This is a genomic window from Methanoculleus chikugoensis (genome assembly GCF_019669965.1).
In the GTDB taxonomy this organism is placed as follows: Archaea; Halobacteriota; Methanomicrobia; order Methanomicrobiales; family Methanoculleaceae; genus Methanoculleus; species Methanoculleus chikugoensis.
In genome coordinates, this window is sequence record NZ_AP019781.1 from 1,448,587 (window position 1) to 1,467,370 (window position 18,784).

The following is an 18,784-nucleotide window of genomic DNA, read 5'->3' on the forward strand; positions in this document are numbered from 1 at the left end:
TAATGCACCTCCATTTCATCGAGAACGGCCCTGCTCTCCTGGTCGAGCACGACCGGCGGGTGCTGGTCGTCGCCGACCTGCACATGGGCATCGAATCGGGGCTCGAACGTCACGGCGTCCACATCGCGAGCCGGAGCACCGACCGGGCCGACCGGGTGATCGCCTGCATCGAGGAGGCAGAGCCCGATCTCCTCCTCCTCCTCGGTGACGTCAAGCACAACGTCCCGATAACGAGCAGGCAGGAGTACCGGGAGCTCCCCGGCGTCCTCCGGTCGTTCCGGGACCGGGTGCCGATAGCCGTCGCCCCGGGCAACCACGACGGGGGTATCGGGAGGTTCCTCGAACCCGGCGAACTTCTGCCCGCCGACGGTGCGCTCATCGACGGCGTCGGCTACCTTCACGGTCACACCCATCCCGCCCCCGACCTCCCCGGTCACCTCGTCGTCGTCGGCCACCACCACCCGGTCGTCTCGCTCGTCGACTCCGTCGGGTGCGCCGCACGCGCCCGCCCGGCCTACCTCTACTCGACGGTCGAGGAGCCGTCCGGGGAGCGCACCCGACTCCTCTTCGTCCCGGCCTTCAACGAGTTCGCGGGCGGGATAGACGTCGGACGGCTGCGGGAGAGCGGGCTCGGCCCCCTCTCCCGGTGCATCGACGAAAAGAATGCGGAGGTGTTTCTCGCAGATGGCACGTACGTCGGCTCACCGGCCACGCTCTGCCCCGCAGACGACCGCTGACCTCCTCGACCCGCGGGTGCGGGATGTCGTCAGAAAACGCGGGTTCACCGGGTTCTCGGAGGCGCAGGAGCAGGCTATTCCCCGGCTCCTTGCGGGGGAGCACCTGGTCCTGGTGGCGCCGACCGGCACAGGGAAGACCGAGAGCGCGATGCTCCCGGTCTTCGACCGGCTCCTCGAGACCGTCGGTGCGGGGTTCAAGGCGCTCTACATCACGCCCCTCCGGTCCCTGAACCGGGATATCCTTAACCGGATGGAGTGGTGGTGCCGGGAACTCGGTCTCTCGGTCGGCGTCCGGCACGGCGACACGCCGCAGAACGAGCGGCGAAAACAGGCGCTGAACGCCCCCGACCTGCTCATCACCACCCCGGAGTCGCTGCAGGCGCTCTTCATGGGCAAACGTCTCCGCGAGCACCTGAAAAACGTAAGATACGTCATCATCGACGAGATCCATGAGCTCGCCGACAGCAAGCGGGGAGCGCAGCTCGCGGTGGCGATCGAACGCCTTGCCGAATACGCGGGAGAGTTCCAGCGAATCGGCCTTTCGGCGACCGTCGGGAACCCGGACGATATCGGTCGGTTCCTCTGCGGGGCGAGGTCGTTCTCCCTCGTCGAGGTGCCGGTCGCGAGCAGCCTCGATATCGGCGTCCGGTTCGCTGGGGAGGAGTTCGGCGCCCAGGCGCGTGCCGTCGGGAAGTGCCTGGACGCGCCGGGCTCCACCCTCGTCTTCGTCAACACCCGGGTGACCGCCGAAGCGCTCGGCCACCACCTCTACTCCCGCGGGGACGTCGAGGTTCATCACGGCTCGCTCTCGCGGGACGTCAGGGTCGATGCCGAGGAGCGGTTCCGGAAGGGCGACGTTCGGACGCTGATTGCCACGTCCTCGATGGAACTCGGGATCGACATCGGGCACATCGAGCACGTCGTCCAGTTCGGCTCCCCCCGGCAGGTCTCGCGCCTGGTGCAGCGGGTCGGCAGGGCCGGCCACCGTCTCGACGCCGTATCGCGCGGAACCGTCCTTGCAACGGGGTTCGACGACCTCCTGGAATCGCTCGTGATTGCGCGGAGAGCAAAGGCGAACGAGTGCGAACGGATCGTCCCGCCCGCCGGTGCTGCCGACGTGCTCGCGAACCAGGTGGCGGCGATCGCGGTCGAGTACGGCGAGATCGAGATCTCCCGCATCCGGGAGATGATCGAACGGTCGAACGTCTTTGCGGGTTTCGGGTCGCTCCTCGACGACGTCTGCCGCCAGATGGCCGAGCACCGGCTGATCCGGATCGACGGCACCCGGATCGTCCGGACGGGCCGGGCCCGGCGCTACCTCATCGAGAACCTCTCGATGATCCACGACGAGCGCAAGATGGAGATCTTCGATATGGTCTCGCGCCGCATCGTCGGGACGCTCGACGAGTCGTTCGTCCTCGGGTGGATGCACACCGGCGCGGTCTTCATCACGAAGGGCCAGCTCTGGTGCGTGCTCGAGATCGAGGGGACCCGGATCACGGTCGAGCCGGCGACCCGGGCGAAAGGCGAGGTCCCGTCGTGGGAGGGCGAGCAGATCCCGGTGCCGTTCGCCGTCGCCCGGGAGGTCGGGGCGCTCCGAAGAACCCGGGCGTTCGGCCGCTACTCCGATATCCCGGCAGCGATCGCCTACGCGGAGCGGTTCATCGGCCGGATGGACGAGGGGAACCACCCCGTCCCCTCGGACACCCTCATCACCCTCGAGAACGCGGACGAAGGCGTGGTCTGCAACGTCTGCGGCGGGCACAAGGCGAACGAGGCGCTGGCCCGGGCGCTCTCGGTCCTCCTCTCCGCCCGCTACGGGACGACCGTCGGTATCGAGGTCGGGGCCTACCGGTTCCTCCTGCGGCTGCCGTCGGAAGTCCGCTCACTGGAGGTGCAGGAGACCCTCGCGGCGCTCGAACCCGAACACCTCCCGGGGATCCTGAGACTCGCCCTGAAACGGACGGCGCTCTTCAAGTGGAAACTCGTGCAGGTAGCGAAGAAGTTCGGCGCCATCGACGCGGACGCCGACTACGAGCGGTTCAGCATCCACCGGCTCATCGACCTCTTCGACGGCACGGTCATCGCGTCCGAGGCCTACCGGGAGCTCTTCAGCACCTCCATGGACACGGACGCGGCTCAGGAGATCCTCACTGCCGTCCATGACGGCCGCATCGCCGTCGCCATAGGGTGGTTAAGCCCGCTCGGGAGCGAGGGGCTCTCCTCCTCGCGGGACATGATCCCGCCGCCGATGGTCGACCAGGCGGTTATCGGGACACTGATGCGCCGTCTCGAGAAGGAGGACGTCGTCCTCTTCTGCATGAACTGCCGGAAGTGGAAGAGCCGGACGGTCGTCGAGCGCGTCCCCGATAAGCCGCAGTGCCCCCTCTGCAGCGCCCGCCTCATCGCGGCGCTGAAACCCTGGGACGAAGACCTCATCCCGGCGGTGAAGAAGAAGAACAAGTCCGAGGAGGAGCGGGCGATCGAGGTCCGGTTTCTCCGGAACGCAAACATCGTCCTCTCCAGCGGGAAGAAGGCGGTGACCGCCCTTGCGGCAAAAGGCGTCGGCCCGGATGTGGCTTCACGGATCCTCGCGACCCTCTCCGAAGGGGACGCCTTCTACCGGGAGATCCTCAAGGCCGAGCGGAACTACGTGAAGACGCATAGATATTGGTGAGAGGGTTGGAGTTTGCCGGCACCTAGGGCCACCTGATGGTGGCTTTTGAGTATAGCCTGTGACTGGGGGTGGCGGCAGAAACTAGGAAAAAGCCCGGTATAGTGGACCGTGGGAGTATCGCCATGCACTGCCCCCGCCCCGCAGGAAGGGGGAGGAGGCCGGGTGGGGTGGGGGTTATGGGTATTCCATTAATGGGGTAGAGACAGGGGAGGGGGGCACGCCCCCTCCCCGCGAGCCGCCACCCCCAATGGCGATATCCCTATGAAAGCCGTGCATGTGAACTGCGACGCAAGAACAGCATTCTTGAGTAAGATCGGCGGCATACGCTTGATGCACGAGCCCCCTCGGATGCGGCCACCAAAATAGCCTACTTCAGGCCCGGACACTCTCCCGTCACGTATCGGCAGAACGCCCGGAGTGACAGATCATACCCGGCCGAAAAAACAGGGGCTTCCTTCCCCCAATCCGAAAAAACGTAACCAGAAACCGTTTTACATGATATTTTCGAGCCGCTGCTCCAGGAAATCCAGTCCTCTCTTGATATCTTCAATATTCTTCCCGCCGGTCAGGATGATCTTGCCGGAACTGAAGAGAAGGGCGACAATCTTCGGGTCATCGATGCGGTAGACAAGCCCCGGGAACTGCTCGGGTTCATACTCGATGTTCTCGAGGTTGAGGGTGATGACCACCTTGTTCAGGTTGATGTACCTCCCCATGTCATACGAACAGACCATATTCGTGATCGCAACCTGCGGCACATCGTAGGTCTCCACACCGGCATCCCGGAGCGACTGCATGATGATCTCCAGGCCCGGACGGAGGTCGGATTTCTTCCTGATGCCGGTGAGCACCACTTTTCCCGAGGAGAATATCAGGGATGCAATCTTGGGATTTTCGATGCGGTAGACCGCCCCCGGGAACCTCTTTGTATTCAGTTCGCAGTTTTTTATTTTTTCAGATACGTTTTCGAGGTCGATTGCGTCGGCAATCACCCCGGAGGCAACGATGTTCTCAATTTTCAGTGACTCGTATCCCTTCTCAGCCATCGATATGAGTATCATTTTTTGAACCATAATACTAATGGGTAATCTTTATGCCTATTCCGGATACGGAGCCCGTTTCAACTTCGTGAATACTTTAAACCATAAACGCGCAACTTCTAAGGGACCGCGTTATGGGAGATGAAGAGCAAAAACCACCGTCCTACGAGGACCTGTGCGCCAATTTCTCGATAGACGTCCCTGAATACTATAACTTCGGCTTCGACGTGATCGACGCATGGGCAAAGAAGGACCGGAACAAGCTGGCGATGATCTGGGTTGACCAGAAAGGAAACGAGAAGAAATACACCTTCTTCGACCTCATGCGCCTCTCGAATCAGGCCGTCAACATCTGCCTGAAGTACGGCATCAAGAAAGGCGACCGGGTGATGCTGATGCTCCCCCGGACGCCCGAATGGTGGATCTTCGTCATCGCGCTCATCAAGCTCGGCGCAGTCTACTGCCCCGCGACGACGATGCTGACCCCCAAGGACCTGAAGTACCGCATCCAGGCGGCCGACATCCGGATGATCATTACCATGGCCGAGCACGCGGACAAGGTCGAGGAGATCCGCGAAGAGTGCCCCACACTTGCCGTCCGGCTCATGATCGACGGCGTGCGGGACGGGTGGGTCAGCTACCCCGTCGAGCTCGACTACCCCGCGCCCTGCTCGCATAAACTGGTGAACCTCCCCGGCATGCACCGGACGAAAGCAACCGACCCGCTGCTGATCTTCTTCACCTCCGGCACCACCGGCGAGCCGAAGATGGTGGTCCACAACCACTCCTATCCGCTCGGGCACCTTGTCACCGCGCAGTTGTGGCACGACCTGCACCCGAACGACCTCCACCTGACGCTCTCCGATACCGGCTGGGGGAAGAGCGCGTGGGGGAAACTCTTCGGTCAGTGGATCGTCGGCGCCTGCATCTTTGTCTATGATATCCGGGGCCGGTTCCACGCCACCGAGATCCTCCCGCTGCTGGAGAAGTACGGGATCACGACGTTCTGCTGCCCCCCGACCATCTACCGGATGCTGATCCTCGCCGACCTCGACAAGTTCGATCTCGCCGACATGCGCCACTGCTGCAGCGCCGGCGAAGCTCTCAACCCCGAAGTGATCCGGGCATGGGAGGAAGGGACCGGGAGGACGATCTACGAAGGCTACGGCCAGACCGAGACGGTGCTCTGCATCGGGACGCTTCCCGGCATGAAACCCAAGCCCGGTTCGATGGGAAGGCCGATGCCGGGCTGGCATATCGAACTCCACGACGACGACGGCAACCCGGTGGGCGTCGGGGAGGAAGGGCGGATCGCGATCAACGTCGAGCCCCGGCCGGTCGGGCTCTTCTCCGGTTATCTGAACAACAGCGAAGAGAACCGCAAGGTCTTCTCGGGCGGGTTCTACTACACCGGCGACAAGGCCTATATGGACGAGGACGGCTACTTCTGGTTCATCGGGCGCGACGACGACGTCATCAAATCCTCCGGCTACCGGATCGGGCCGTTCGAGGTCGAGAGCGCCATCATGGAGCACCCGGCCGTCCAGGAGGCGGCGGTCGTCGGGTCGCCCGACGTGCTCCGCGGGCTGGTCGTCAAGGCCTTCATCGTCTTAAAGCCCGGGCACCGGCCCACGGAGTCGCTGGTCAAAGACATCCAGAAGCAGGTCAAGCGGGTGACGGCGCCATACAAATATCCGCGTCTGATCGAGTTCGTGGAGTCGCTCCCGAAGACCATCTCCGGCAAGATCAAGCGGCACGAACTGCGCGAACTGGAGATGCGGCGGTTTATGGACAACAACTCCCACAACTCTCCCGGCATCGGAGAGGGCGGGGAGTGATTACCTTTATTTTGTTGGAGATGCTACAGTATTAGGCGCGAGGAACGCCGGGACGCGCCAACGGCGGGGGTTCGCCACACAATCGCGCGAGAGTTGCCAAGCCAGGTCAAAGGCGCCAGGTTCAGGGCCTGGTCTCGTAGGAGTTCGCCGGTTCGAATCCGGCCTCTCGCATACGTTTTTTCAGGATTACTCCGATCACGGGATACGTTTAGCGCCGTCGTCCGGGGAGTTTGAAAACGTCGGATACGGGAACGGTCGGCTGCGCCCGGCCGCTCAATAAACGATCGTATCGTCCGGTTTCGGCTCGTCCATTTCTTGCTTCCGCGTGATGATGAGATCGTCTGCGCCCCAGCAGAACCTGTCCGCGGTGTTCGGTGTCTTCTTCTTCGTCTCGTCTGCCATGTCGGTTACTCCTCCCGTCGGGGTCTCCCCGTTGAGGCATTAGGCGGTTCTTCTTTATATTCCCATGGAAAACCGCCTCATCACATCCCCGGTCCCGCTCCTGCAGCAGGGAGGGAAGGCGACTCGGGCGGTGCAGCAACCCTGCCCCGGGGCAGACTCAGGCCCTTTTTATACTCCTGCTCCAACCCCTGAACCGGGGAGAGGCATCGTTGTGGATACGCGCACCTTCACCGTAAAACCGGTCGGCATCGTGCATGCCGACGACGAATCGTTCTCGATCGAGGTTGCCGGGCCGTTCCGGCCCGCGCTCCAGGGACTGGAGGGGTTCAGCCATATCGTCGTGCTCTGGTGGGGCGACCGGGTCGATACACCGGAGTGCCGGATCGAGACGGCCTGCAGAAAACCGTACACGAGGGGCCCGGAGACGATCGGGATCTTCGCCACCCGATCACCCGTCCGGCCGAACCCGATCGCGCTCTCGGTTGTTCCGGTCGTCGATATCGATACCGCAACGGGCATCATAAGGGTCGCGTATATCGATGCCGACGACGCGACGCCGGTGCTGGACATCAAGCCCTACCTCCCGGCCACCGAACGGGTTCGGGAAGTGGGCGTGCCTGCCTGGTCGTCTCACTGGCCGCAGTGGTATGAAGAGAACCCGGGGTTCGACTGGGCGGCGGAGTTCACCTTCGAAGAATAGAGATACCGGGCTTTGTTGAAATCCTCCCCGGAAAACGAATCACCTCCGGATTCTCCATACATCATCGACGCGTGAGACCGTACCACTGACCTCTATCGCCGAGTGTTATCCGGAAGTTGTGGAAAGCATTTCAACAGGGTCAGACGCCGGGGATCACGGCCAGCCTGGCGCGAAAAAAAGTAGGGTTATTTGACCCTGCCGAATTCCTGGCTCACGTCTGCTGCGGACTGGAACGACTTGTCCTGGAACATCTCGAGGACCTGGATCACCGCGTCGGGTGCGTTGTTCTTCCGTGCGTGGTTGATCAGGTCCTGCTTACCGGCCGGGTAGTCCATACCGCCGAGGTACTTCTGGAATGCGGATGCACTCAGTTCCTGGACGGAGGAAGCCTGTGCTGCAGAGGCCATTCCACCTTTAACTGAAGGTCTCTCTTCTGCCATAGTTCTCACCACCTCATTTACCTGCATCCCGCATCGCGGGACACACGGCGTCACCATAGCTCAGGTTGAATAAAAAGTTTGTCGTCGTTTAAGGTGAAAATGCCGGCAATCCAGCGAGAGAATATTTCATGCGGGGGGTGATGGCGGCTGCACCGGGCGGGCAGGCCATGCATCCTCCCGCACAATCCCGCGGGAGAGAGTCTCCTGACGGGAGTGCTGGCGTCCTAAAGCCGGTCACGCACGACGGAACGGTTGCAACGACAGGAACCGGGAACGGAACCGTCCATACCGGACAATCAGAGGTGAGGTTCGCATGAACCCCGACTCTTCAAAAATGTGAGATATTCGGAATACTGTTCTTCGGGGATATGCCTAGTACCGCCGGAAGTCGCTTCTCGGTCTCGGGGGCCGAGCTTCGTCGATCTTCATGGTACGGCCTTCGAATACAGTGTTGTTCAGGGCTTCCTTTGCTGCCTCAGCCTCTTCGGGGCTGGACATCTCGACAAACCCGAACCCTTTGCGCTCAATGACTCTGACGTCGTTCACCGTCCCGTACTGGCTGAATAGTTCTTTCAGTTGCTCTTCATTTACCGAGTAGGTGAGGTTACCGACGTACAGCTTGTTGCTTTCCATTCAAAGATCCTCTTCACACATGTACGCTCAAACCTTAATTATTCTTCGGAAGAAAAACCGGAGAGCGGTTTGGAGTCATCTCTCCCGGCAGGTGGCCGCACCCGCTGCCGGAATCATGCCTCTAAACCCGAAGGCCGCCCACCCTGCGGGATCGCGGTTGTGCGGATCTTCCCCGGGACAGATACCTTAATGGTGGCCCGGGTCATTGATATACACTCCCAGGAGAATATCGGGCGGGATGCGCCGCCGCCTGTTAGGGAGTTGATTAACTGACAAATACACGAGGGACACAGAATAACGAAGGCGACGAGATCATACGTGTACGGTTGCCGAAGAAGAGGAATCGCGAGATCTTCGGCCGGGCCGACCTGATGCTCGGAGCAAATCACATCCGCGTCCGCTGCGAGGACGGCGTCACGCGCACGGGAAGAATAAAGGGCAAGATCAAGAAGCGGCTCTGGATACGCGAAGGCGACCTCCTGATTGTCGTCCCCTGGAGTTTCCAGGACGAGAAGTGCGATATCGTCTACCGGTACATCAGGCCCCAGGTAGACTGGCTCAAAAAGCACAACTATCTCAGTCAATAACCCCCGCATTTTGCGCGCCGGGGCTGAGGCATCGTCGCCTGTCTCCGGCAGGGCCCCGTACCTGATCGGGGACGAACTCAATCCGGGCTTTGTCCTTTTCGGGAATCGTTAGCGATAGCCCCCGAGATATCCGCCGCGATATCGGTATGCACCAGTACGAACGTTCTGCTCACCGACGCCGTTACGCTTGCCGCTATCTGCATGGTGAGCATGATGAGACGCAGGGCATCCTGGATCGTTCCCCCTTCCCACATCCCCTGGATGCACTGGTTGGCAACCTCTTTCGTGATATCGTTCCCGAGCACCACGAAGTTGCTTGCTCTCCCCCTCTGCGTCACCCGCAGCCGGGAATCGACGACATCGGCGATCGCGTACCTCCCCTTCGTAGCATAGAGCCTCCTTCTTGAGGTCTTCGCCCCCTCCGTCTCGGTCACCTCGCCGACGAGCACCCCGTCTCGCTGCGAGACCTTGGCTTTGTCGTCCCTGACCCGGACCGTCACCCCGATCGCGCCCGCCCGCTCCGCGAGGTCTCCGTCGGAGGCGATCGAACCGCCGTAGAGTTCGCGCTCCAGCTCTTCGATAAGGGAATCGTCCCCTCCGAACGCGATCTCCCGCATATCTCCCGCCATCACGGCGCCCTGTTCTCCGATGAAAGCGATCACAAGCGTCATACCATGAACCCTCAACCCCCGCCACGGTGCGGGAGGCTGCGCTCATCCCAACTCCTCCGTACCCGTATCAATCTGTCGATGCCCCTCTGGATAGCCGTTCCACGCCCGGCATTCTGCAGTCCGGAGATCGCCTCCCGGGCAAGATGGTTGGCGGGCCTGCGCGTGAAAAACATTCGCAGATTGCAGCGGGAATAGAAACGATCTTCATACGTACGTATATATCGAAATTCAAGGACACTGTGATCTCCGGGAATTCCGGATATTATGTTCGAAGGTGTATAAAAATGCCTGAAATCGTCGACTACCTATGTAGAACTATTGAAATCTGATATATTGACTCTACATCATTTTTTGATAATAAATATATTAATATACTAAAATGAGGAAATACTCTCTCATGGCTGATACCTTCTCGCAAGAGATCGGGGTATTCCAGGACGGCCTCACCATCCAGATCCCGATCTTCTACAAACTTATGGCGAGCATGCTCACCGTTGCGGTCATCCCCATCTTCCTGCTGGGGATCGTTTCGGCGGGGGACACCGGGAGCGTCATCGCCACGCTCGGCCTGCAGAACAGCATCATCATCATGACCCTGCTCACGGTCTTCGTGGTCTTTATGTGGAGTTTTTTCCTTTCAAAGAGCATCACGAACCCCATCGAGCAGCTCTCGAAGGCCGCGACCAGTGCAAGCCAGGGCGATCTCACAAACGTCGAGATCACGGTGACGAGCAACGATGAGATCGGCGAACTCGCAGTCGCGTTCAACCGCCTGATCAACTCCTACATGATCCTCGACACCCTTGCCAAGGACGACGCCGAGTAGGGGAAACGGGCGGTGAGAACGCTTGTTTTCGACAGATTGGATGCGGTCGGGCAGGGTTACGAATGACGAATAATTTACCGGACGGAACGGTCATCGGGGAGATGCAGGCGCCGCTCCGGTGGATCTTCTCCCACACGACCCGTTTTTCCGGGGTGGTACGGATCAGGATGCAGGACGGAGAGGGGTTCATGCTGGTGCGGAAGGGAGAACCTCTCGCCGCACAGTTCATGCACCCGCTGAAGTCCCTGAGCGGGCCGTCGGCGTTGAAGTACTTCGGCAGCCAGCCGATCCTCGACTTCGGCCTCTACCGGTACGAACCCCAAGAGTTGCAGGTGGCTCTCGCCGTATCGGCAGAGATGCAGGCCCTCCTGCAGCCCGGCAACGGCTCTCCCGTGACCGGCTATTCCGCGGAGAACGACGGGCAGGAAGATATCGTGGCCGGGACCGCGGAGAACGAAGAGACGCCACCCCGCGATGCATCTTCCGGAGAGGAATCCGATCCGTTCGGGGAGCTGCTCCGGCAACCCGGGGTGACCGCCGTTGCCTGTTTTGCCGACGGCCTCTGCACCTCATCGGTCGGGAAGATCGATGCCGACTATACCGTCGCCGTTGCCGAGGATCTGCTCCGGTGGGTGCTCCGCCTGCAGTCGGCTGTGCCGTCAAACGGGGCGTTCGTGCAGATGACACTCTTTTACCGGGGCGGAAACATCGTCATCGCTCCCTGCGGCGATGAATACCTCTGTATCGTTACCCGGCCGGAGGTGCAGTTCGGCCAGGTACGGCGGATGATCAGGGAGTTACAGGGCGGGGTATGACCATATCCCGCATGGAACCCCTGAAAATCCCATCCGGTTCAGTAGGCCGTCCCACCTGATCCGGCAGTATTTTGCTGTTCAGGCGGCAGAATAACCATTTCATAATGGGCGATCCATTCACCCGCCTCTCATGGGGGAGAGACGGATGACGGCAGGGGGAAGCGGGGATACCCCCGCCCGGCAGCGGATGCATGGGGCGCCCGATGACGCGGACGAGCCGGGTGGTTGGCTATGACCGGCAAGAAGCGACGGACAAAACGCGGTCTTGCATCGGCAGACGAAGCGACCCGGCAGCGGGTAGCGAGAACCGGCGGAATGGCGCCGCACACCGAACGGGGCCTCCAGGCTGCGAGCACTGAGACCCGCCGGCGGGTCGCGAGTGCCGGAGGCAGGGCACCGCACGGAGCACGCGGTCTCCAGGCCGCCGACGATGAGACACGGAAGCGTGTTGCACAGGCCGGCGGAAGATCCCCACATGTGGAGCGGGGCACCGGGGAGGGCCGGAGGAGAGGGGGCCGTAAGGGCAACCGCTCCGGGAGCGGCCGTGAGGTCTCCCCGTAGCGACCCCCGGCGTTTCACCTGCTCACGGGGAGAAGGGATCGTCCGCTTCCATTTCCCGCACCTGCGGGTTCCAGGCCGGCGATTGCCGGGGTTTCGCCGTCGCCGGGGTTCGGGCGTATGCCGCCCCCGCAGCCTTCAGGAGCGACGGATAATACCGGGCGACGTACTCCTTTACCATCCTGCGGGATGAGAACCGGGGGCCGTTGCTCTTGATCGACTCTTTCATCATCGTTACCCAGCCATGGGGGATACCGTCGATGGAGCGGTCGTAGTAGAGCGGGACGACCTCGTTCTCCAGGAGGTCGTAGATCGCCGCGGCGTCGACGCCGTCCCTCGCCTCGCAGTCGGCTGCCGTTTCCCCGAACGCCCATCCGTTTCCGCCGTTGTAGCCTTCGATCCACCACCCGTCCATGATGGAGAGGTTCAGCACCCCGTTGAGCGACGCCTTCATCCCGCTCGTGCCGCTTGCCTCCATCGGGGGCAGGGGGTTGTTCAGCCAGACGTCGACGCCGTGCACCAGGTACCGGGCCACCTGGTCGTTATAATCCTCGATGAATGCGACCCGCCCTCCAAATGCAGGATCCTGCGTGTAGCGGTAGATCTGCCGGAGCACTTCCTTGCCCTCGTTATCGGCCGGGTGGGCCTTGCCGGCGAAGATGATCTGGACGGGGCGCCAGGGGTTGTTCAGGATGCGTTTCAACCGTTCCGGGTCTTCGAAGATGAGGTACGCACGCTTGTAGGTCGAGAACCGCCGGGCAAACCCGATCGTCAGGACGGAGGGGTTGAGGAACCCGCCTCCCGCTGCCGGGTTCGGCGCCCCGCCGGAGCGCGTCGTCCACCGGAGCCGTTCGCGCTCCCGGAGCCGGTTGATGAGTTTCGCCTTCAGCCGGAGATGCAGTTCCCAGAGTTCGGCGTCCGGGATCTCGTCGACGAGTTCCCATATCGCCGGGTCGTCGTGCTCCGGGAGCCAGTCGGGAGACGTCGGCCCGATATGCCGGTCGTAGAGCGCCTTCATCCGGGGGTTCAGCCAGGTCGGCACGTGGACGCCGTTCGTGACGTAGTCGATGGGCGCCGCCGCTTCCTCAGGCCCGGGCCAGAGGCATCGCCACATATCGGAGGCGACGGCCCCGTTTGCGCGCGAGACGCCGTTATGGTGTTCCGAAGCGCGCAGGGCGAACGCGGTCATGTTGAACCCCGAGACGGGGCTCTCCGGGTGGACGCCGAGCTGCAGGAACCTCGTCCGGTCGATGCCGAGCGCCGTGTAGTAGGGCGCGAAGTAGCGGTCGATGAGATCGACGGAGAAGACGTCGTGGCCTGCAGGGACGGGCGTATGCGTGGTGAAGACGGAGGTCGCCCGCACCTCGCGGAGCGCCTCCTCAAACTCCATCCCCCGCTCGACCCGCTCCCGGATCCGTTCGAGCAGCGCGAATGCCGGGTGGCCTTCGTTCAGGTGCACCGCCGCGTACTCGATGCCGAGGGTGTGGAGCACCTTTCTCCCGCCGATGCCGAGGACGATCTCCTGCCGGAGCCGCTGCTCCCGGTCGCCGGCATACAGGCGGGACGATATGCCCCGATTCCCAGAATCGTTGCAGGGGATATCCGTATCCAGAAGGTAAAGCGGGATCCTGCCGACCTGCACCTTCCGGACGGCGACGTAGATGGGCGGGTCGATGTGGGGAACCCTGACCACCAGGTCTTCACCGTCGGCATCGAGCACGGGGACGACGGGCGCCGCATCGCGGTCGAAGGGTTCGGTGACGTCCTCCTGCCAGCCGTCGGAGTTGACCTGCTGGTGCAGGTAGCCCTGTGAGTAGAGGAACCCGACGGCGACCATCGGGAATCCGAGATCGCTTGCCTCCTTCAGGTGGTCTCCGGCGAGGAACCCGAGCCCCCCTGCGTAGATCGGAAGCGAGTGGTGGAGCCCGTACTCCGCCGAGAAGTAGGCGACGGGAAGCGGGGACCGTTCGCCGTACTCCTCGGAGAACCAGGTCCCGGCAGCGCTCATGTACTTCCTGAACCGGCGCATGACGATCTCGTAGCGGTGGCAGTAGGCGGGGTCCGCCGCCGCCCGGTTCAGGAACTCGACCGGGATCTCGCGCAGCATCCTGACCGGGTTGTGGACGCTTGCTTTCCACGCCTGGTTGTTCAGTTGCTTGAAGAGTGTCCGGGCTTCCGCGTTCCAGCTCCACCAGAGGTTGTATGCGAGGTCGACGAGTCCGGAGAGCCGCTCCGGGACGTGATCGAACTGATCGTGTATGGAGTATTCCATGAATTCTGTCCCCTTTTGGTTGGTGTACTGTCCCTGTTTATTATTATATATGTTTTCATATTTTCTCAAAATGCTGAGAAAATAAAAAATAAGTGCTAATATGGTGCTTGTTGAGAGGCGTCAGGATCTGAGCGGCGGTCCCGGTGAATGGTGCGCCGGGCGTCTGCGGGATGAATGAAGGGGCCGGGGGTGCAAGGGGTTGCTCGGCCACTTCCTGGTGTGATTCTCCCACGGGGCGGTACGGTGACGATGTAGGGCGGGTTTTAACTCCTCTGTTGGTTGCTTCGCTCTTACCTGTTGCATATGGTGTGCACGGATTTCCACTGGATATCGCCACGTGGGGGAAGGGCTGACGGGGAGTGCGATGTTCCGCAGGAACGGAGCTCGAGCACCGTCAGGTGGGGAGGGGGAGCATCCCCCCTCCCCTGTCTCTACCTCATAAAACTAAACTGTGACCCCCACCCCGCCCGGCCTCCTCACTCACACCTGACGGTGCTTTAACTCCTGTCGTTCCGGCAGTCGTTCCCCGCCCCAAGGGGGCGGGGGCAGTGCGTGGCGATAAGCGATGGTTCGTTACGCGACTGGCCAGAGGCCGGGAGCATGAGCACCGTGAGGTGTGCAGCCCCGCAATCCAGCGTCTCAGGCTCTGTCATCGTTTCCTTCTGGTGCATCTGGCGGCGCTCGAAATTTATTTTTCGAACCCCAACGCCCCTCCTTCACCCCCTCCCGTAGATCCCCGTCACCTCGGCAAGCTCCCGCATGCTCTCTTCCCCTATCTGATCCGGCCGGAGCCGCCACTCCCAGTTCGCCTCCGTCGTGCCCGGCCGGTTCATCCGTGCCTCCTCCCCGAGGCCGAGGATGTCCTGCATCGGGACGATGACGGTATCGGCAGGGGAGAGCATCGCGAGACGGATGAGGATCCGGTGCACCTGATCGCCGCTCACCGATCCGCCGATGTAGCGGAAGAGGAGGTTCTTCTGCTCCTCGGAGGTCTCGTGCTCGAACCATCCCCGGACGGTGTTGTTGTCGTGCGTCCCTGTATAGGCAACATAGCCCTTTGCGAAGTTGTGCGGCGCGTGCGGGTTCTGCGCGACGTCGCCGGAGAAGCCGAAGATCAGGATCTTCATCCCCGGGAACCCGAAGTAGGCCATCATCTCGTGGACGTCGGGGGTGATGTAGCCGAGGTCTTCGGCGATGATAGGGAGGCACGGCCTGCTCCGGGCAAGCAGGGTGAAGAGATCCCGGCCGGGTGCATCGACCCAGCGCCCGTTCCGGGCGGTCTCATCGCCGGCAGGCACCTCCCAGTACTGCACGAACCCCCGGAAGTGGTCGAGGCGCAGCCGGTCGACGAGGGCGAGGGTGCGGTCGATCCGGCTCTCCCACCACGCGAATCCCTGCTCCCGGTGCGCGTCCCAGTTGTAGACCGGGTTTCCCCAGAGTTGCCCGGTCTCGCTGAATGCATCCGGGGGCACGCCCGATACAGCGGTTGGCTTCTTCTGCTCGTCAAGTTTGAAGAGCCCCGGGTTCGCCCAGAGATCGACGCTGTCGTAGGTGACGTATATGGGGACATCCCCGATGATCTGGAGGTGGCGTGCGCGGCAATGGACTTTCAGCGCCTGCCACTGCCGGTCGAAGACGTACTGGAGGAACTTCTCCCGCAAGATCCGGTCGGCAAGTTCGGTGCCGCGTTTTCGGAGCGCTTCCTCGCGTCGGTCCCGAATTCCGGTCGGCCAGTCGCTCCACGCCTTTCCCGGGAACTCACCCTTGAGGGCAACGAAGATGGCGTAGTCGTTGAGCCATGACGTGTTTCCGGCCGCAAAATCCTCGTAGCGAAAATCGCAGCCTTGCTGCTTGAACCGCTCGAATGCCTTATCATAGAGACCGTTCTTGTAGTCGAGAACCGCACGGTAGTCGACCCGGTCTTCGGGAAAGCCGGGCGGGTCTGCTATATCCTCCGGGGCGAGGAGACCGTCCGCGACCATCTGCTCGGGGCTGATGAGCCAGGTGTTCCCGGCGAACGCCGAGGTGCCCTGGTAGGGCGAGTTGGCGAACTCCGGGCACGTCGGGTTGAGCGGGAGGATCTGCCAGTAGCGCTGCCCTGCCCCGGCGAGCAGATCCACGAACCGGTACGCCGCGGGCCCGAGATCACCGATCCCATATACCGACGGCAGCGACGTTATATGCAGGAGAACCCCGCTGCCCCGCCTGTTCATACCCGATCCGCCCTCACGTCACCCGCACGCCGAGGCATGCCGCCGCTCTCCTGAAGGCCTCCGCCCATCGTCCTGCACCCCCGTCACCCCCGCCGGCGCGCTCCCGCATCTCCGCATAGTGCCCGCGCATCCCGACGCAGATCTTCTGGCTCTCCCATAGACTGAGGGATAATGGAAATACCTTTGCACACCCGGCGATACGGGAGATCGCTTCGAGCGGGGCCGGATCATCCGGCCGGGCCGCCGCTTCCCGGAGAGCACGCGCGATCCGCCTGCTCGCCGCCGCCCCGAGGGCCGCGAGATCGGGCTCGGTGATAGCCTCCCGCACCTCCTCCACGAGCGCGAAGAATCGCCCGAGGTCGAGGCATCCCTCTCCGATCATCGCGAGCAGCCGCTCGATGCGGGCATGCGCCAGAAGACGGGCGGCGGCTCCCGGTATGGGGATCCCGAGGTCGTCGAGCACCCCGATCGTCGCCGCCGAATCACGATAGACCCGAGAGACCGCTTCTCCGATACCGGGCGCGATCTCGCGGGCGATCGTCCACCGCTCCTCTTCGGAGAGGTCGGGCGCGGTGTAGGCCCGGGAGAAGGTTCTGGATATCGTTCCAGCCGGATCGGTGCTCTCCCACGCCGTCCTGAGCGCCTCATCGCCCCCGGGTTCGCGCACGCCGATGACAACCCGGTCGAGCCCGCCGAAGAACGCGGCCGCATCGAAGAACGCCTCTTCCCCCGTCGCCCGTGACCGCACCCGGACGGTCCCGAGGATACGACGATCTCCGGCGGCCGGGCGGTACGGCCAGTCTCCATGAACGGCGTACATCCCCGACGCAGCCGCAGGGTGCTCGAGGCCGAAGAGCGCGTAGAGAGCGGCCCCGACTGCGATCCGGGGAAGATCGACCGCTGCCGGCCGGACAAGGGCATCGTAGACCTCCGCGCTGGTCGCGTACCCTGGATCGTTCACCGGAGCACGGCGGAGGATCTCGACGAACGCAGCCTCGATGTCGAAGTCGAGAACCTGCCGGGCAAGATCCATCGCCCGTTTCGCGTGCCGCATCACCTGGACGCTCCCCGGCTCTGTGATGTCGTCGAAGAACCAGCCGCAACTTGTCTGCATCAGCATCGCCTGCCGCTCAATTTCAAGGAGGAAGAGCACCCGCCGCCGGTCATCGGGAGAGAGGCCGCCGGGCGCGTGCCGGGAGAAGAACGCCGCCACGCTCTCATCCGACCACCGGTCGAGGACGAGATCGACGGCATCGCCGCGGACACCGGCCGCGAGCGCCTCCTCCGTCCGGGGAGCAAGAGCGTCCCTGACCATGGCGATCGCCTCCCGGAGCGGGCACCGCCACGCCTGCGACCAACCGGGATGCGTCCCGCTATGGCACCCGCACGCCCCCTGCCACCGCTCGACACCGTGGGCGCAGCTCCACGACGTCCCCTCGCGGATGAGCGCCTCGTGCGTGGGCGGGTGGGCCTCGAGGTACTCGCCGTAGACCGTGAGGCGGACGTCGCGGTGCGCCTCGATGACACGAAGGCAGCGGGCGAGCGCCATCTCCCCGAACGTGCGGTGATGGCCGTAGGTCTCGGCATCGGTTGCGATATGCACGAGTTCAGGGCGGTCCTGTTCCCGGGAGAACGCGCCCAGCAATCTCCCGGCAAACCGTCCCCCGTCGGAGAGCAGGTCGCCGAACGCGACGTCCCGAGCGATTGCCCCGTTGTAGAAGAAGATCGCGATGCTCTGCCCGGAGGGGAGGCGGCAGAGATAGGGCATCCTCGTCTCGACCCCTCCGCCGGAGACGTCCGTCCAGCCTTCTTCCCCGATCGCCCGCACACCTGCGGCCTGGTGGGGGGCGAGAATGGTGAACCGGATCCCTGCTGCCGCCAGCAGATCCAGGGACTCGATATCGACCGCAGTCTCCGGAAGCCACATCCCTTCGGGCTTCCGGCCGAACCGTGCCGTGAAATCGCGCACACCCCAGGCGACCTGGATCTGTTTATCCCGCCGGGTCGCAAGCGGCATGATGGCGTGGTTGTAGCAGCAGGCGATCGCGGACCCGTGGCCGCCGTAGCGTTCCCGGCTCTCGCGGTCGGCGACGAGGATCGCACCGTAGACCTCCGGGTGGTGCCGCTCGAGCCAGGCAAAAAGCGTCGGTGCGGCCGTGAAACTGATCCGTGCGTAGTTGTTCACGAGTTCCTCGATCAACCCGTCGGCGTCGAGGATGCGTGCGGCGGTGTTCGGGGCGTAGCACTCTGCGGTCACCCGCTCGTTCCAGTCGTGGTACGGCGCGGCGGAACGCTGCACTTCGACCTCTCCGAGCCAGGGGTTCTCACGCGCGGGCTGGTAGCAGTGACCGTGGATGCAGACGGCACGCATCAAT

16 protein-coding genes and 1 tRNA gene are annotated in these 18,784 nt (G+C 62.9%); 9 read left to right on the plus strand and 8 right to left on the minus strand.

What is annotated here, in order from left to right; translation table 11 throughout:
• Positions 1-2 precede the first annotated feature (2 nt).
• Both MchiMG62_RS07370 and MchiMG62_RS07375 read left to right on the plus strand, forming a co-directional pair.
• Positions 3-737: a metallophosphoesterase gene (locus MchiMG62_RS07370; protein WP_221056407.1), complete on the plus strand. Its 735-nt coding sequence runs from the start codon at positions 3-5 to the stop codon at positions 735-737.
• Positions 685-3,414, plus strand: a complete 2,730-nt coding sequence (locus MchiMG62_RS07375) for a DEAD/DEAH box helicase (protein WP_221056408.1) — start codon at positions 685-687, stop codon at positions 3,412-3,414. The genes MchiMG62_RS07370 and MchiMG62_RS07375 overlap by 53 nt, the downstream gene beginning before the upstream one ends.
• Before the next feature lie 491 nt (positions 3,415-3,905).
• Here the strand turns inward: MchiMG62_RS07375 and MchiMG62_RS07380 are convergent, their stop codons facing one another.
• Complete coding sequence (locus MchiMG62_RS07380) at positions 3,906-4,460, minus strand: TATA-box-binding protein (protein ID WP_221056409.1); 555 nt, start codon at positions 4,458-4,460, stop codon at positions 3,906-3,908.
• 128 nt (positions 4,461-4,588) lie between these two features.
• Here MchiMG62_RS07380 and MchiMG62_RS07385 point away from each other — a divergent pair, with 128 nt between their 5' ends.
• Both MchiMG62_RS07385 and MchiMG62_RS07390 read left to right on the plus strand, forming a co-directional pair.
• The gene (locus MchiMG62_RS07385) at positions 4,589-6,292 is read left to right on the plus strand and encodes an AMP-binding protein (protein ID WP_221056410.1); all 1,704 of its coding nucleotides are present in this window, start codon (positions 4,589-4,591) and stop codon (positions 6,290-6,292) included.
• A gap of 86 nt (positions 6,293-6,378) precedes the next feature.
• Positions 6,379-6,463, plus strand: a tRNA-Leu gene (locus tag MchiMG62_RS07390).
• A 102-nt stretch (positions 6,464-6,565) separates the two neighbouring features.
• Here the strand turns inward: MchiMG62_RS07390 and MchiMG62_RS13315 are convergent.
• Positions 6,566-6,694: a hypothetical protein gene (locus tag MchiMG62_RS13315; RefSeq protein ID WP_280636146.1), complete on the minus strand. Its 129-nt coding sequence runs from the start codon at positions 6,692-6,694 to the stop codon at positions 6,566-6,568.
• Between the two features lie 211 nt (positions 6,695-6,905).
• Here MchiMG62_RS13315 and MchiMG62_RS07395 point away from each other — a divergent pair, with 211 nt between their 5' ends.
• Positions 6,906-7,394, plus strand: a complete 489-nt coding sequence (locus MchiMG62_RS07395; RefSeq protein ID WP_221056411.1) for an SAM-dependent methyltransferase — start codon at positions 6,906-6,908, stop codon at positions 7,392-7,394.
• A gap of 185 nt (positions 7,395-7,579) precedes the next feature.
• Here MchiMG62_RS07395 and MchiMG62_RS07400 read toward each other — a convergent pair whose 3' ends face one another.
• Together MchiMG62_RS07400 and MchiMG62_RS07405 are read right to left on the minus strand one after the other, a co-directional pair.
• On the minus strand, positions 7,580-7,834 hold the full coding sequence (locus MchiMG62_RS07400; protein WP_221056412.1) for a DUF2795 domain-containing protein: 255 nt from the start codon (positions 7,832-7,834) through the stop codon (positions 7,580-7,582).
• A gap of 372 nt (positions 7,835-8,206) precedes the next feature.
• The gene (locus MchiMG62_RS07405) at positions 8,207-8,467 is read right to left on the minus strand and encodes an RNA recognition motif domain-containing protein (RefSeq protein ID WP_048184174.1); all 261 of its coding nucleotides are present in this window, start codon (positions 8,465-8,467) and stop codon (positions 8,207-8,209) included.
• Positions 8,468-8,736: 269 nt separating this feature from the next.
• On the opposite strand from MchiMG62_RS07405, the gene eif1A reads away from it, so the two are divergent.
• Positions 8,737-9,054: a translation initiation factor eIF-1A gene (gene eif1A / locus MchiMG62_RS07410; protein ID WP_221058696.1), complete on the plus strand. Its 318-nt coding sequence runs from the start codon at positions 8,737-8,739 to the stop codon at positions 9,052-9,054.
• Positions 9,055-9,131: 77 nt separating this feature from the next.
• On the opposite strand, the gene MchiMG62_RS07415 is transcribed toward eif1A, so the two are convergent.
• Positions 9,132-9,725, minus strand: coding sequence for an MJ0548 connectase family domain-containing protein (locus tag MchiMG62_RS07415; RefSeq protein ID WP_221056413.1), 594 nt, complete (start codon positions 9,723-9,725; stop codon positions 9,132-9,134).
• A gap of 397 nt (positions 9,726-10,122) precedes the next feature.
• Here MchiMG62_RS07415 and MchiMG62_RS07420 point away from each other — a divergent pair, with 397 nt between their 5' ends.
• The 3 genes from MchiMG62_RS07420 to MchiMG62_RS07430 all read left to right on the plus strand — a co-directional run bounded on the left by MchiMG62_RS07420 (position 10,123) and on the right by MchiMG62_RS07430 (position 11,927).
• A complete protein-coding gene (locus MchiMG62_RS07420) occupies positions 10,123-10,551 on the plus strand; it encodes a HAMP domain-containing protein (RefSeq protein ID WP_221056414.1) in 429 nt (142 codons plus the stop codon).
• A 62-nt stretch (positions 10,552-10,613) separates the two neighbouring features.
• Complete coding sequence (locus MchiMG62_RS07425) at positions 10,614-11,366, plus strand: roadblock/LC7 domain-containing protein (protein WP_221056415.1); 753 nt, start codon at positions 10,614-10,616, stop codon at positions 11,364-11,366.
• A gap of 231 nt (positions 11,367-11,597) precedes the next feature.
• Positions 11,598-11,927 (plus strand): hypothetical protein, encoded by a 330-nt coding sequence (locus tag MchiMG62_RS07430; RefSeq protein WP_221056416.1) that lies wholly within the window; start codon positions 11,598-11,600, stop codon positions 11,925-11,927.
• Between the two features lie 22 nt (positions 11,928-11,949).
• Here MchiMG62_RS07430 and glgP read toward each other — a convergent pair whose 3' ends face one another.
• From glgP to MchiMG62_RS07445, 3 genes are all read right to left on the minus strand, one after another.
• Positions 11,950-14,196, minus strand: a complete 2,247-nt coding sequence (gene glgP, locus MchiMG62_RS07435; RefSeq protein ID WP_221056417.1) for an alpha-glucan family phosphorylase — start codon at positions 14,194-14,196, stop codon at positions 11,950-11,952.
• Between the two features lie 716 nt (positions 14,197-14,912).
• Positions 14,913-16,409, minus strand: coding sequence for a 4-alpha-glucanotransferase (malQ, locus tag MchiMG62_RS07440; RefSeq protein WP_221056418.1), 1,497 nt, complete (start codon positions 16,407-16,409; stop codon positions 14,913-14,915).
• A 13-nt stretch (positions 16,410-16,422) separates the two neighbouring features.
• Positions 16,423-18,780, minus strand: coding sequence for a DUF3536 domain-containing protein (locus MchiMG62_RS07445; protein WP_221056419.1), 2,358 nt, complete (start codon positions 18,778-18,780; stop codon positions 16,423-16,425).
• Positions 18,781-18,784: the final 4 nt, after the last annotated feature.

What these genes read in the sequence shown, in the direction of transcription:
- MchiMG62_RS07405 (WP_048184174.1), bottom strand. Translation starts at nt 8,467, where the DNA reads ATGGAAAGCAACAAGCTGTACGTCGGTAACCTCACCTACTCGGTAAAT.
- MchiMG62_RS07370 (WP_221056407.1), top strand. Translation starts at nt 3, where the DNA reads ATGCACCTCCATTTCATCGAGAACGGCCCTGCTCTCCTGGTCGAGCAC.
- MchiMG62_RS07375 (WP_221056408.1), top strand. Translation starts at nt 685, where the DNA reads ATGGCACGTACGTCGGCTCACCGGCCACGCTCTGCCCCGCAGACGACC.
- MchiMG62_RS07400 (WP_221056412.1), bottom strand. Translation starts at nt 7,834, where the DNA reads ATGGCAGAAGAGAGACCTTCAGTTAAAGGTGGAATGGCCTCTGCAGCA.
- MchiMG62_RS13315 (WP_280636146.1), bottom strand. Translation starts at nt 6,694, where the DNA reads ATGGCAGACGAGACGAAGAAGAAGACACCGAACACCGCGGACAGGTTC.
- MchiMG62_RS07430 (WP_221056416.1), top strand. Translation starts at nt 11,598, where the DNA reads ATGACCGGCAAGAAGCGACGGACAAAACGCGGTCTTGCATCGGCAGAC.
- MchiMG62_RS07420 (WP_221056414.1), top strand. Translation starts at nt 10,123, where the DNA reads ATGGCTGATACCTTCTCGCAAGAGATCGGGGTATTCCAGGACGGCCTC.
- MchiMG62_RS07445 (WP_221056419.1), bottom strand. Translation starts at nt 18,780, where the DNA reads ATGCGTGCCGTCTGCATCCACGGTCACTGCTACCAGCCCGCGCGTGAG.
- MchiMG62_RS07385 (WP_221056410.1), top strand. Translation starts at nt 4,589, where the DNA reads ATGGGAGATGAAGAGCAAAAACCACCGTCCTACGAGGACCTGTGCGCC.
- MchiMG62_RS07415 (WP_221056413.1), bottom strand. Translation starts at nt 9,725, where the DNA reads ATGACGCTTGTGATCGCTTTCATCGGAGAACAGGGCGCCGTGATGGCG.
- glgP (WP_221056417.1), bottom strand. Translation starts at nt 14,196, where the DNA reads ATGGAATACTCCATACACGATCAGTTCGATCACGTCCCGGAGCGGCTC.
- MchiMG62_RS07380 (WP_221056409.1), bottom strand. Translation starts at nt 4,460, where the DNA reads ATGGCTGAGAAGGGATACGAGTCACTGAAAATTGAGAACATCGTTGCC.
- malQ (WP_221056418.1), bottom strand. Translation starts at nt 16,409, where the DNA reads ATGAACAGGCGGGGCAGCGGGGTTCTCCTGCATATAACGTCGCTGCCG.
- MchiMG62_RS07425 (WP_221056415.1), top strand. Translation starts at nt 10,614, where the DNA reads ATGACGAATAATTTACCGGACGGAACGGTCATCGGGGAGATGCAGGCG.